Annotated in this window: 8 protein-coding genes; 2 read left to right on the forward strand and 6 right to left on the reverse strand. The window is 66.6% G+C overall.

Features of this window, described 5'->3' with window-relative positions:
- Window positions 1–23 precede the first annotated feature (23 nt).
- The 4 genes from AC3WK8_RS14240 to AC3WK8_RS14255 all read right to left on the reverse strand — a co-directional run bounded on the left by AC3WK8_RS14240 (window position 24) and on the right by AC3WK8_RS14255 (window position 4,684).
- A complete protein-coding gene (locus AC3WK8_RS14240) occupies window positions 24–788 on the reverse strand; it encodes an EboA domain-containing protein (protein ID WP_085596905.1) in 765 nt (254 codons plus the stop codon).
- Window positions 785–1,669 (reverse strand): UbiA family prenyltransferase, encoded by an 885-nt coding sequence (locus AC3WK8_RS14245; protein ID WP_053134916.1) that lies wholly within the window; start codon window positions 1,667–1,669, stop codon window positions 785–787. The genes AC3WK8_RS14240 and AC3WK8_RS14245 overlap by 4 nt, the downstream gene beginning before the upstream one ends.
- Complete coding sequence (locus AC3WK8_RS14250) at window positions 1,666–3,549, reverse strand: 3-dehydroquinate synthase (protein WP_103325212.1); 1,884 nt, start codon at window positions 3,547–3,549, stop codon at window positions 1,666–1,668. The genes AC3WK8_RS14245 and AC3WK8_RS14250 overlap by 4 nt, the downstream gene beginning before the upstream one ends.
- A 583-nt stretch (window positions 3,550–4,132) precedes the next feature.
- Window positions 4,133–4,684: a cysteine hydrolase family protein gene (locus AC3WK8_RS14255; RefSeq protein ID WP_085596908.1), complete on the reverse strand. Its 552-nt coding sequence runs from the start codon at window positions 4,682–4,684 to the stop codon at window positions 4,133–4,135.
- A gap of 158 nt (window positions 4,685–4,842) precedes the next feature.
- Here AC3WK8_RS14255 and AC3WK8_RS14260 point away from each other — a divergent pair, with 158 nt between their 5' ends.
- On the forward strand, window positions 4,843–5,769 hold the full coding sequence (locus AC3WK8_RS14260) for a GlxA family transcriptional regulator (protein ID WP_219738404.1): 927 nt from the start codon (window positions 4,843–4,845) through the stop codon (window positions 5,767–5,769).
- 75 nt (window positions 5,770–5,844) lie between these two features.
- On the opposite strand, the gene AC3WK8_RS14265 is transcribed toward AC3WK8_RS14260, so the two are convergent.
- Window positions 5,845–7,053 carry an MFS transporter gene (locus tag AC3WK8_RS14265; RefSeq protein ID WP_085596910.1) on the reverse strand — a complete coding sequence of 403 codons (1,209 nt, stop codon included), beginning with the start codon at window positions 7,051–7,053 and terminating at the stop codon, window positions 5,845–5,847.
- A 200-nt stretch (window positions 7,054–7,253) separates the two neighbouring features.
- On the opposite strand from AC3WK8_RS14265, the gene AC3WK8_RS14270 reads away from it, so the two are divergent.
- The gene (locus AC3WK8_RS14270) at window positions 7,254–9,359 is read left to right on the forward strand and encodes a mechanosensitive ion channel family protein (protein WP_085597070.1); all 2,106 of its coding nucleotides are present in this window, start codon (window positions 7,254–7,256) and stop codon (window positions 9,357–9,359) included.
- A gap of 65 nt (window positions 9,360–9,424) precedes the next feature.
- Here the strand turns inward: AC3WK8_RS14270 and AC3WK8_RS14275 are convergent, their stop codons facing one another.
- The gene (locus AC3WK8_RS14275; RefSeq protein WP_207245061.1) at window positions 9,425–13,714 is read right to left on the reverse strand and encodes a DEAD/DEAH box helicase; all 4,290 of its coding nucleotides are present in this window, start codon (window positions 13,712–13,714) and stop codon (window positions 9,425–9,427) included.
- Between the last annotated feature and the right edge of the window lie 197 nt (window positions 13,715–13,911).

Raw genomic sequence — 13,911 nt, forward strand, 5'->3', positions numbered from 1 at the left:
GAAGCTCGATAGGTGCGGGCGCTTCAGGTGCCAGGCGGGAAATGCCCCAGCCAGTGCGCCGGCAGGCGCTGCTGCTGGCAGAAGCCGCGCAAGCGCTGGAGTTGGGCCGGGCTCAAGAGCTCGAAGGCGATGGCCCGGGGCAGGCTGTCGTTGACGCTGCGACCCGCGGCCAGTTGTTCTTCCATGTGCTCCAGGGCCAGCTGGTTGAGGTCGACGCTGCGCCGCTGTTCCAGGCCGGCGATGCGCCCGCAATCCAGGCCCATGCCCAGGGTCTTGAGCAGCAGCTGGTGGAAGGCCCGGCCTTGGTAGTGGCGGGCGACGAAGGGGTTGTCCAGGGCGATGGCGGCGAACACCTCGCGGTTGTTGGTGCGCCCCGCCTGCAGTGCCAGCTCCAGGCTGCGGCCCTGGTTGTCGAGGTCGTCCAGGACCTTGAGCAGCACGCATTTCTCCTGGTCGTCGCCCCACAGGAACAACTGGCGCAGCAGCGGCAGCTGTCCTGCGGCGCCTTGCTGTTCGAGCAGTTGTCCCAGCAGCACTGCACGGGCCAGTTGGGCCAGGTTCCAGCCCGGGGCTTGCGGCACCGGCGTATCGCCAAGCCGGCGCGGGCATTGGGCGCTGAGCAGTACCAGGGTATTGGCCGATGGCTGGCTGGCCAGTTGCTCCAGGGCTTGCCGCCACCAGTGGCGGGTGTCGCTGTGCAGTTGCTGCTCCAGCAACTGGCGGCGCTGGGCAAAGGCCTCATGGCGCATGGCCAGGGCTGGCGAGGAAGCGGTGACGTCCATGTTCATGTCGGCTTGATCCAGCGTTGAAGGTGGGGCAGCAGGAAGAACACCAGCACGCACAGCAGGCTGCCCAGCGGCTGGTGGGCCAGGGCCAGTACCAGGGCATCGAATAGCGGCAGGGCTGCCAGTCCTGCTCCGATGAAGGCACGGATCTGCCGCTGGCGCGGATTGGCCAGGTGGCGCTGGTAGTGCCAGCCCAGCCAGCCCAGCCACAGCAGCAGTACCAGCCAGAACGCGCTGTTGTCGGCATAGGCAGCCAGGGCCAGGGGGCTGAGCATCAGCAACAGCGGCAGGCGGCTGAGCAGCTGGTTGCGGTGTTCCAGGCGGGCCAGGTAGGTCAGGCCGGCGATGTAGATGCCCAGCAGCGCGGCGCACAGCCACAACGGCTGCGGCGGCATGGCCAGGCTGGCGGCGGCGGTCAGGTACAGGGCCGAGCGGCAGCCGCCCATCAGCCAGACGCTATGGGGGTACTTCTTGTGCAGCAGGTCGTAGGCCAGGATGAACAGCAGCAGCAACCCAGCGCTGGCCAGCAGCCAATGGGGCTGGGCGATCAAGTGGCTGAGGCCGAGCACCGCCAGGGCCGCCAGCGATAGCAGGGCGGCGGTGGCCAGGCTCACCTGGGTACTGCTGACCAGCCCCAGGACGATCGGCCGCGGGTTCTGGTGGCGGCGGTCCCAGTCGGCGTCGAGCAAGTCATTGAGCAGCATGCCCGCCAGGTACAGCGCCGACAGCGCCACCAGCAGCAAGGTCCAGACCAGCGGCGAGGGCGGGTCCAGGGTCGTCGCGCTGCTGGCCAGCAGGGCCGCGGCCGCGGCGTTGGTCCACACCGTCGGCAGGTTGGAGACTCGGCCCAGGGTCAGCCAGGTGGTCAGGGGCGACTGGCTCATTGCGCGCAGCCCTCGGTCCAGGCGAAGTCCGGGCCATGGCTGCCGGCCAGGCGCGCCAGGGCCTGCTCCATCAGCGGCAGTTCGATGTGATGCAGGTCGATGGACTGTCCCAGGCGCTTGAGCATCGGGATCGACAACTGGCCTCCCAGGTGCTGGCGGAACTCTTCCAGCCCTTGCAGCACCAGCGAGCGGCCCTGGGCATCCTTGAGGTTCAGCTCCGCGGGGCACAGGTTGAAGCCCAGGCGATCGAGCAATCGCAGCAGGCGCCGGGTCTCGGCATCACTCAGCAGGCCGCTGGCATTGGCGTAGAGCGCGTCCAGGGCCATGCCCACGGCCACCGCCTCGCCATGGCGCAAGCGGTGCTGGCTGAGATTCTCCAGCTTGTGGGCGGCCCAGTGGCCGTAGTCCAGCGGCCGGCCGTTGCCCCGCTCGAAAGGATCGCCGGCGCCGGTGATATGCCCCAGGTGCAGCTCGGCGCAGCGACGGATGGCGTAGCGGCTGGCGCTGTGCTCGAAACCGGCCAAGGCCTCGGCCTGTTCCTCCATCCACTGGAAGAACGGCGCGTCCTTGATCACCGCCACCTTCACCGCCTCGGCCAGCCCGGCGACCTGGTCGCGCGGTGAGAGGCTGAGCAGCAGCTGGAAGTCGTTGATCACCGCCGTGGCCGGGTAGAAGGCGCCCAGCAGGTTTTTCTGGGCGAAGGCATTGATGCCGTTCTTCACCCCGATGCCGGCATCGTTCTGCGCCAGCACCGTGGTAGGAATGCGGACCAGGCGCATGCCCCGGTGGAACGTGGCGCAGGCGTAGCCCACGGCATCGAGCACCGCCCCGCCACCCAGGGCCAGGACGTGGCAATGACGATCCAGGCCATGTTCGAGCATGTGCGCATACAGCTGTTGCAGCACGTCTGGGGTCTTGCACAGCTCTCCGGCCGGCACCGCGATCGGCGCGGCCTTCAGGTACAGCTCGGGGGCATGGGCGCTGAAGTAGTCGCCGATCTGCTGGGCCAATTGCGGGCAGCAGTGCAGCAGTTGTGCATCGGCGAAGACCAGCACCGTGGCGCGTGCGCCGCTCGTTTGCAGCAGTTGCTGGCGCAGGCAGGGATTGTCGACCTGGAACAGGTGGTCGCTGAAGAGCACCGGGTAGTGGTAGCTGACCTCGAAGCGCCCCTCCAGCACCTCAGGCTGGGCGATGCGGGGTTGCATGGGGCGTGGCTTGAACAGGCTGCGGGCGCCGAGGAACAGGCCCGGCAGCACCATGCTCGCGAGGATGGTCGCCAGCAGGGCGTTCTGTTCCACCAGCAGGCTGCCGATGGCGGCGTAGGCCAGGGCCAGGCCGGCATTGGCCAGGGTCGTGACCAGCAGGAACTGGCGCAGTGGGTAGCGTTGCATACCGGCGGCCAGTACCGAGGTTTCCGCCAGTACCGGAACTCCCCGCAGGCAGATTAGCGACCAGGTGCTGAGACGGTAGGCCATCTGCCCGGGCTGCCAGGTACGCAGGCCCAGCCAGCTGGACAGCAGGCGGAAGTAGCCGGCGCCCAGCCAATAGCCCAGTGCTGCGCCCAGGCACAGGCCGACGAAGATCACCAGGTAGCCGCCGATGGCACCCAGGGCGGCCACCGCCAGCAGTGCCACCAGGCTCGAAGGCACCGGCAGTAGTACATCCAGGGCCAGCAGCGCCACCAGCAACAGGGCGAGGCTGGTGCGTTGCACGGGATCGTCGGGGAGGAAGTTGCCCAGATGTTCGAGCAACTGCTGGATCTGCTCTTCGAACAGCAGGAAGCTGGCGATCACCAGGACCGAGAAGACCAGCAGTGAGAGCCAATAGTTTTCAGTTGTACCCTTCAACGAAAAGGCACGAGGCAACGAACTACGCTTCATCAAGCATCCCTCTTGATTGAAATGACCGATTCCATGTCGATAGTGCGAATTCGAGCGTTCGGGTAGTTGCTTCCTCGGCTGGTTTCTTATTGGTTTTCTAGCGGCTGAAGAGCACTTCAGTGGCGAGTAGCTATCAAGTTAGCCAAGGCCTTGGTTTTTGCAAGCAAGGCGAATGAACTGGCTCATAACGCAGTTTTATGGCTCGCAGGGAAACTATTCTGAAAAGATCTTAGGGTGGGTTTCGGCTAGCAGGGCCGGGGGTATTGATGAGAATGAAAGTTGAAGGTCTTCAAGCGATATCGATACTAACGATTAGCAGGCTATTGAATAGCTGGCTTGTTTTTAATTCAATTTAATTGAATCGTTTCATTGGTTCTTAAATTAATCACCTGTTTAATTAAACTTTTCGTTATTAATGAAACTCATTCTCACGATCGCTTTTAAATTGAACGCCAGCTTGATCTTCGTTAGTTGAACGAAAGCCCAGCCAGTGCTGCCGTCTAGTTGTGCTGGGCAGCCTCCGTGTACAGGTTGCCTGTTGAGCCAGCCAACCTGTGAACGCAGCGCTGGAGCTTCGGGAGTGTCAGGCTGAGGCCAGGAACTCATCGGTGGACAGGACGCTGGCATAGGCGAATGCCAGGGCCGCCATCACGGCGCTCTGCACCTGGGCCGCGGGCACCCGCCTGCCGTTGAACTCCAGGTCCAGGGTGGCGCAGGCGTCGTCGATCACCTGCACCGGGTAACCCAGGTCGGCGGCGGCCCGGGCGGTACCTTCCACGCACATGTGGCTCATGTTGCCGACGATCACCAGTTCCTCGATGCCTTGCTGCTGGAGGAGCGTTTGCAACTCGGTTTCGCGGAATGCGTTGACGTGGTGCTTGAGCACCACCGGCTCGTCGCCCTGGTTGCGAGCCTTGGCGTGCAATTGCGCACCTTCCGAGCCTGGTGTGAAGAACGGCGCGTCGGCGGAGGCGAATTCGTGGCGAATGTGCACCACCGGTGCGGCTTTCTGGCGAAAGGCCCGGATCAGCCGGGCGGCGTTGTCGGCAGCGGCTTCGACCCCCACCAGCGGCCATTTGCCCCCGGCGAAGTAGTCGTTCTGGATATCGATTACGATGAGTGCCTGTCTGGCCATGGGATTGTCTCCAAGTGAGTGTTCGACCTGGGGCCCAGTATCGGCTTGCGGCGGCGCTTCGAGGATTGGCCGCATCGACATAAACCGGGGGAAAACTGACAGTGGCTATTCAAGGTGCGGTCGCCGAGCTGGGCGTACTCCTTTATCCGGGCGTGCAGATGGCCGCGGTGCATGGCCTGACCGACCTGTTCGCGGTGGCCAACCGGGTAGCCGGCGAGCAGTCCGGCGGGCACCTGCCGTTGCTGCGGGTCAGCCATTGGCAGGTGGATGCCGAGCACGCTCCGAGCCGGGTGTACGACAGCCGGCAAGGTGCTGACGGCGGGTTGCAGGCACTGGTGATCCCACCGGCGCTGGCCGGTTTCTGCACCAGCCAGGTCTCTGCGCCCCTGGTCCACTGGTTGCGCCAGCAGCATGCCGCCGGGGCGACCCTGGGGGGCGTGTGCGTGGGTTCGATCGTGCTGGCCGAGAGCGGTTTGCTCGACGGGCGCAGCGCCACCACCCACTGGACCTCGGCCAAGGCCTTCGCCACCCGTTATCCACAGGTGCGGCTCGAGGCCGAGCAGCCCATAGTCGACGATGGCGACCTGATCACCACTGCCGGCCTCATGGCCTGGGCCGAGCTGGGGCTGCGCCTGGTGGACCGCTTGATGGGTCCGGGAGTGGCCAGGGCCACGGCACGCTTTCTGGTGATGGAGCACAGTGACAGCGCCAGCCAGTGCGGCAGCAATTTCGCCCCGATCCTCAGCCACGGCGATGCCGCGATCCTCAAGCTGCAGCACTGGTTGCAGGCCAATGGCGCGGTGGATGTATCGCTGGCGGCGATGGCGCAGCAGGCGGGCCTCGAAGAACGCACCCTGCTGCGGCGCTTCCGCGCGGCCACCGGGCTCAAGCCGACCCAGTACTGCCAGCACCTGCGGGTGGGCAAGGCGCGGGAAATGCTCGAGTTCACCAACGGCACCATCGACCACATCGCCTGGACCGTGGGCTATAAGGACCCGGCGACCTTTCGCAGCCTGTTCAAGAAGATCACCGGGCTTGCGCCCAGCGAGTATCGCAATCGCTTCGGCGCCGGCCGCACCCCCTGAGCTGCGGCCGGCTTGCCTTGGGCCTGAGTGCAGCCGGGCTGGGTGCCGGCTGCGCCCCGTTGCGCAAAACCTGCCTCAGTGACCCGTTGCGACCCGAGTGTTGCCGGTCGTTGCCGCGAAGGCCGGGTCCCGGCGGTCCAGGCGACCGCTGAGGGCGGTCAGGCCCAGGGCCACCAGCACCACCAGCGCACCGATCCAGGCGGTATGGATCAACCCCAGTTGGGCGACGATCAGGCCGCCGAGCCAGGCGCCACCAGCGATGCCCAGGTTGAACGCGGCGATGTTCAGGCCCGAGGCCACATCCACCGCCCGGGGCGTGTGATGTTCGGCCTGGCGAACCACATAGACCTGCAGGCCGGGCACGTTGCCGAAGGCCACCGCACCCCACAGCAGCACGGTGAGCAGCGCCAGCCATGGGTTGCCGGCAGTGAAGGTGAGCAACAGCAGGACGCTGGCCAGCAGGGCGAAGATGATCTTCAGCGCGCCGATCGGGCCGCGCCGGTCCGCCAGCTTGCCACCCCAGATGTTGCCCACCGCCACCGACACGCCGTACACCAGCAGCACCAGGCTCACGGTGCTGGCGCTGAAGCCGGAAATCTCCTGGAGGATCGGCGCCAGGAAAGTGAAGGCGATGAACGAGCCACCGTAGCCGACCGCAGTCATGGCGTAGACCAGCAGCAGGCGAGGCTGCTTGAGTACCTGCAACTGCTGCAGCAGCGACGCCGGGCGACTGTGGGCGATCTGCCCGGGGACGTACAGCAGGCTGCCGATGAAGGCGATCACACCGAGGGCGGCTACCGCGAGGAAGGTTTCCCGCCAGCCGAAATGCTGGCCGATGAAGGTCCCCAGGGGAACGCCGGTGACCAGGGCCACGGTCAGCCCGGTGAACATGATGGCGATCGCGCTGGCGGCTTTTTCCTTGGGCACCAGGCTGGTGGCGATGGTCGAGCCGATGGAGAAGAACACCCCGTGGGCCAGGCCGGTGACGATCCGTGCCAGCACCAGGGATTCATAGCCGGGCGCGGTCCAGGCCAAGAGATTGCCCAGGGTGAACAGCACCATCAGCGACAGCAGCAACAGTTTGCGCGGGACCTTGCCGCTCAGGGCGGTGAGTACCGGGGCACCGATGGCTACCCCGAGGGCGTAGAGGCTGACCAGCAGCCCGGCGGACGGCAAGCTGACCCCGAGGTCGGCACCGATGGTGGGTAACAAGCCGACGATGACGAATTCGGTCGTCCCGATGGCGAATGCGCTGAGGGTCAGCGCGAGCAAGGCAATGGGCATCACTGCGACTCCGGTTGAAGTTGAATGGCGCGCAGTGTCCGGTTTCGACTCGTGCAGAAAAATACGGATATCGGCACAACATACTTGTCGCCAGGTCAAGGATCGCGGTGAAGCAATGACCGCAGAAGGGTAATCCAGGCGAACTTGCCGGGCGTTTGCTGATCAGTTCCTTACAGACCCTGCTGAAGGAGCCCCGCGTTGTGTTGAATTTCAAGACCGCGATTCTGCTCGGGGTGCTGCTCTTGCTGGGCAGCCGCGAGCTGGATGCCGCCCCCGCGCCCACCGCCCCGGCCGAGGCTCCGGCCAAGCCGGAACTGCTGGTGGAGGGAGGGTTGCTGGGCGCCATCACTTCGAGCCTCGATGAGGTCCAGGACAAGCTCGACCTCAACCAGAACCTGCTCGATGCCTGGCGCCTGCGCGCCGATCGTGCGGCGGACGAGGTGGGGCGCCTGGTCAACCAGCCGTCGGACCGTTCCGGCTGGAGCGTGGCCGGGGACTTCCTGGTGCTGTCCGGCACCTGGCTCGGCAGCTTCATGCTGCTGACGCTGTCGGGAGGCTGGTTGCTCCGCCGTCTGGCGCGACAACGCTGGCTGCTGGCCCGCCCCCGTGGCCAGGCCTTGCTGGAATACCTCCTGCCCTACACCTTGCCGGCCCTGATCAGCTTGCCCCTGACGCTGTACGTCAGCCACTCGTTGTCCGGCTCCGTGGGGCGGGCCCTGGCCTTGTGCCTGGCCTACGCCACCAGCAGCGGCATCGTCTCCACCAGCGTGCTGCTGTGCCTGATCGTGCTGTTCAACGTGGGACACAAGCGCCCGGCGGTCCGGGTGATCCGCGACTATTGTCCCAAGCCATTATTTCTCATGGGCTTTCTGGCGGCCCTCAGCGATGCCCTGGCCAGCCCGCAGATCGCTCGCCAGCTGGGGGGCAACATCACCAGCAGCGTGGCGGTGATCACCGGATTGCTGGCGACGCTGATCTTCGCCGTGCTGGTGGTCCGCCTGCGCCGGCCGGTGGCGCAACTGATCCGCAATCGCCCGCTGTCCCAGCGTCTCGGGCAACCGGCGTTGCAGGAGTCGCTGCGGATCTTTTCCGGGCTCTGGTACTGGCCCATCCTGCTGATGGCGCTGGTCTCGGCGATCAACCTGATCGGCGCCGGCGAGGACAGCCAGGAAGCCCTGCGTTGTGCCTTGCTGACCACCGCCTTGCTGATCGCCACGGTCTTTCTCAGTACGCTGCTGCAGCACCTGTTCAAGTCCCGCAGTGCCCAGTCGATCCAGCGCAGCAGCGCCTACAAGGAGCGCTTGCTCAGCCTGTTGCATGCGCTTCTGCGCATCGTCATGGCCGTTGCCTTCATCGAGATCCTCGGGCGCATCTGGGGCATCTCGCTGTTCGAGTTCGCCCAGCGCAATACCGTGGGCCGGGCCATCAGCGATTCGCTGAGCAGCATCGGGCTGATCTTCCTGGTGACCTGGCTGCTATGGGTGGTGCTGGACACGGCGATCCAGGAGGCCTTGAAGCCGCCGGCCAACAAGCGCTCGGCACGCCAGCCCAGCACCCGGGTCAAGACCATCCTGCCGCTGCTGCGCAACGCGATAAAAATCATCCTGGTGGTGATCTGCGCGATCACCACCATGGCCAATGTCGGGATCAACGTCGCACCATTGCTGGCCGGTGCCGGGGTGGTCGGCCTGGCCATCGGCTTCGGCTCCCAGCAATTGGTGCAGGACGTGATCACCGGCCTGTTCATCATCATCGAGGACACCTTGTCCGTCGGTGACTGGGTGGTGCTGGATTCCGGCCATGCCGGGACCGTGGAGGGCCTGACCATCCGGACCCTGCGCCTGCGCGACGGCAAGGGCTTCGTGCATTCGGTGCCGTTCGGCCAGATCAAGGCGGTCACCAACCAGTCGCGGCAGTTCGCCTTCGCCTTCTTCTCGGTGCAGTTCACCTATGACTCGGATGTCGACAAGGCCATCGAGCTGATCCGCGAGGCCGGTCGCTCCATCAGCGACGACCCGTTCCTCAAGTACAGCCTGCAAGGCGGCCTGGACGTGTTCGGGGTGGACAAGATGGACCTCAACGGCGTGGTGCTGACGGCGCAGTTCCGTACGGTGTCCGGCGGCCAGTACGCGGTCACCCGGGCGTTCAACCAGCGCTTGAAGAAGCTTGTGGATAACTCCCCGTGGGTGCATTTCGCCCAGACTTATCCACAACAGGTGATGCTGCCGGCGCGGCGGCTCCATGAAGACGAGCCGGAGCAGGATGAGTCGGCGCTGCTGCTGCCCGAGTCGCCGCGCGCGCAGTGAAGTGCCCGGGCCGCGTGCCTGCTTGAGGGGGCTGGCAGCAGTGCTTGCGGGGCCGGCGGCTGCGGTTACAGGCGGTGCTGTACCAGTTTGTGGCGCAGGGCTTGGGCTTGCTCGGGAGGCAGTTGCAGCCAGATTTGCTGGACCCCGGCAATCTCGGCGGCGGCCGGCAGGCCATCGCGGTACACCAGGCGGTTGCCACCCAGGGCCGGGACCTTGGGGCCGGGCAGCAGGGTCCCGGCGAGGTTCAGCGGGTCCACCCCGCACACCGCCACCAGGCTGCCGTCGTGAGGGCGCCGGCGTACTTCGCGTAGCAGCGGGATGGCTTCCGGCAAGGCGAATTGTTCCCCGGCCAGGCCGCTGACGAAACGCCCGCCACGGATCTGCCCACGGGCCTCCAGGCGATGCAGGGTGCGCAGCAGTTCGCGCCAGCTGGGCAGCCAGTCGGCCTCGCGCTCCAGCAAACGCCAGAACACCACGCCATAACGGCGCAGCAGGGTCATGGCCACATGTTCCAGGGCGGCGCTCGGATCCTGGCTCACCGAGCGCCGGAGCAGGGCCCAGCGCCCGGCGTCGTCCATGCCGCCACTGAAGGCACCGCGCCCGCGTCGGCTACTTCGTTGTTGACGCTTGCTCGCCGGAGTGATCAGGGCACGCAGGCCGGCGAAGCTGTCGGCGTTCACCAGCCCGGCCCCCACCAGTTCCTGCAGCACGCTTTCCAGCTCGCTGCGCAGCAGGTGGCTTTCATGCAGCAGCTCATCGAAGAACAGCGCACCTTGCTGGCCCAGCAGGGCCTGGACCTTTTGCGCCTTGGCCGAAAGCTCGGCGCCGAGCGGGGTGGCCAGGCTGTTCCAGATGGGGGCCTGGGCCCGCGGCAGGAGCACGATCGGTGTACTGCGCAAGGCGCCGTTGGCCGGTTTGCCACTGGCGTTGATCCGGCTCCAGGCCACCTTGCCGCTGCGGCACAGCTCATCCAGCCAGTGGTTGGAGTAGTCCTTCAGGCGTGCCGGCAACAGGTCGCTGTCCCAGGCCGAGGCGGCCGCCGGATAACCTTCGAGCTGGCCAACCACCTCGGCCAGCATGGCGCTGCCCTGGCCCCGGGTGTCCGCTGACAGGCGCTGCCAGTCGAACAGGAAACGCATGAAATCCTGCAACGCCACAGGCTCGATTTCCCGGCGCAGGCGCTTGACCGTGTAGCGATGGATCCGTGCCAGCAGATGACGTTCGCACCACTGCTGCGCATCGCCTCCGGGGCTGAAGCGGCCGCGCAGCACGTAACCCTCGGTTTCGAGCCGGGCCAGGGCCCGGGCCACTTGCTCCTCGGACAGGCCCAGGGGCGTGGCGACCTGTTCCAGGGTCAGCGGCGCGAAACCGCTGAGCCGGGCGCGGATCACTTCCACCAAGGCATCCTCCGGCTCCCAGGCCGGGTCGAAACCCGCTATCGGCAGCAACGGCGGTTGCAGCGACGCTTGTGGATAAAGGGCCTGCAGGCAAGCGATGCGCTCCACCGCCAGCCACAACCGGGTGTTGCTGGGCGCCCGCAAGCAACAGGCGCGGCCCTGGATGGCCAATGCCTGCAACCACTCGATCCATTCCGGGTTGGCTTTCGCCTCGGCATCGCTGATGCAGGCCAGGCTCATCAGGGCCTCGTGCATTTCGTCGGTGCCGGCGGGAGTCGGCCAGGCTTCCTCGGCCACTGCGGTGATGGCGCCCGGGTCCAGGGCGCCCAGGTCGTCGCTGGCGGTAGGGTCGCTCCAGCGCCGGGCCAGCACCGCCTGGGTACGGCGCTCCTCCAGGGGCGCATCGTCGAGGAAGGTATAGGGCTTGGCGCTGAGGATCTCCGCCGCCAGTGGCGAGGGCGCCGGCAGGTCACGGCTGAGCAGGCGCACCTGGCCTTGTTCCATGCGCCGCAGCAGTTGCAGCCAGCCTGCGCTGTCCATGGCTTCGTGCAGGCAGTCGTCCAGGGTTTGCTCCACCAGCGGGTGATCGGGAATCTGCCGTTCGCCGGCGAGGTTCTCCAGGCAGGCGATCTGGTCGGGAAACACACTGGCGATCAGGTCTTCGCTCTTCATCCGCTGGATCTGCGGCGCCACTTTGCGTCCGCCGCTGTAGCGTGGCAGGGCCAGGGCCACCCCGGCATTCCAGCGCCAGCGCACGCCGAACAGCGGGGCATCGAGCAGGGCCTGGACCAGGATGTGCTCGGCGCTGTTGCTGTGCAGGTAGCGCCACACTTCATCCAGGGCGAAGCTGTGGCTGGTGGACAGCGACAAGACGATGGCGTCTTCGCTGGCCGCGGCCTGCAGCTCGAAATTGAAGGTGCGGCAGAAGCGTTTGCGCAGAGCCAGGCCCCAGGCGCGGTTGATGCGGCTGCCGAAGGGACTGTGGATGACGAGCTGGGTGCCGCCGGACTCATCGAAGAAGCGCTCCATGATCAAGGTGCCCTGGGACGGCAGGGCACCCAGGGCCTGGCGAGCCGGCGCCAGGTATTCCACCAGCTGTTCGGCGCAGGCCTGGCTCAGGCCCGGTTCCTCTCGCAGCCAGTCGATGGCCGCTTGCAGCTGGCCCGGGGCGGCGCCCAGCAATTGATCCAGGCGAGCCAGCAGGCGCGCCACGGCCGCCGACAATTCGGTGCTGCGCCCAGGTGCCTCGCCGAGCCAGAACGGCAGGCTCGGTGGCTGGCCGGGAGCGTCCTCGACCCGCACCTTGCCGGTTTCCACCCGTAGGATGCGGTAGGAGTTGTTGCCCAGCTGGAACACGTCGCCGGCATGGCTTTCCACGGCGAAGTCTTCGTTGACGCTGCCGATGTTCAGGCCCTGGGGCTCGAGCAGCACGCTGTAGTCGGCGTTGTCGGGAATGGTGCCGCCGCTGGTGACCGCAGTCAGCCTGGCGCCGCGGCGCCCGCGCAGGGTCCGGGCCTGGGCGTCGCGATGCAGGTAGGCGCTGCGCAGGCCCTGGCGGCCATTGAAGCCTTCGGCGAGCATCCGCAGCAGCGCCTGGTAGTGCTGCGAGTCGAGCCCGGCATAGGGGGTGGCGCGGCGCACCAACTCCAGCAGTGCTTCTTCCGACCACTCCTGGCAGCTGACTTCGGCGACGATCTGCTGGGCCAGCACATCCAGCGGCGCCCTGGGGATCGACAGGCTGTCCAGCTCGCCCCGGCGCACGCAATCGAGCAGGGCGGTGCACTCGATCAGGTCGTCGCGGGTCAGGGCGAACAAGCGGCCCTTGGGGGTGCCGCCAACCTGGTGCCCGGAACGCCCGACCCGTTGCAAAAAGGCCGAGATAGAGCCCGGCGAGCCGATCTGGCAGACCAGGTCGACGTCGCCGATGTCGATGCCCAGCTCCAGGGACGCGGTGGCCACCAGTACTTGCAACTCGCCGGCCTTGAGCCGCTGTTCGGCGGCCAGGCGTTGCTCCTTGGCCAGGCTGCCGTGGTGGGCGGCCACCGCCTGGCGTCCCAGGCGCTCGCTCAAGTAGCGGCTCAAGCGCTCGGCCAGGCGCCGAGTGTTGACGAATATCAGGGTGGTGCGATGGTCCCGGGCGAGGCTCGCCAGGCGGTCGTACACCAGGCCCCAGACATCGGTGGACATCACCGCCGATAACGGCACGGGCGGCACCTCGATGTCCAGGTCCCGGGGGCGGGAGTGGCCGATATCGACGATCTCGCAGGGTCGGTCGTGTCCGGCCAGGAAGCGCGATACCGCCTCGATGGGTTTCTGCGTGGCGGACAGGCCGATGCGGAGCAAGGGCGCGCTGCACAACGCCTGCAAGCGTTCCAGGCTCAGGGCCAGGTGGCTGCCGCGCTTGCTGCCGGCCAGGGCGTGGATTTCATCGACGATCACCGTCCGGGTGCTGGCCAGCATCCGACGTCCCGAGTCCGAGCCCAGCAGCACATAGAGCGATTCGGGAGTGGTGACGAGGATCTGCGGTGCGTTCCGGCGCATGGCGTTGCGCTCTTTCTGCGGGGTGTCGCCAGTGCGCACGGCAGTCCGGATGGTCAACTCCGGCAGGCCCATCAGGCGCAGCTGCTCGGTGATCCCGGCCAGGGGCTGCTGGAGGTTGACCTGGATATCGTTGCTCAGGGCCTTGAGCGGCGAGACATAGACCACCAGGGTGGCGTCCGGCAGCTCGCCACCTGCGGCCAGGCCCTGGCGCACCAGGTCGTCGAGAACGGCGAGAAAGGCCGTCAGGGTCTTGCCCGAGCCGGTGGGGGCGGCGATCAGCGTCGAGCGTCGCTGGGCGATCAACGGCCAGGCTTGGGCCTGGGCCGGGGTCACGGCGGCGAAGGTACGCTGGAACCAGGCCCGGACGGCTGGGTGGAAAGCGTCCAGTGGCAGGTTCGCGGATTCGGCAAGGTTCATGCCTGACGTTATGCGGCCGCCCGGGGCAACTTGCAAGCGCCCGCCTGGCGACTACCCGCGCCTTTTGTCCGATACGATGCCGGCCACTGCCTGGCCCGGGGGCTTGGCGGCAACCTGGCCTGCGCCAGTGGCGACGCTCGAGGGATGGGGGTTGCACTTTCTCAGTGACGCTTGCGCCACAAACCCGCAAAATGCAA

This window comes from Pseudomonas sp. FW507-12TSA (assembly GCF_058781435.1).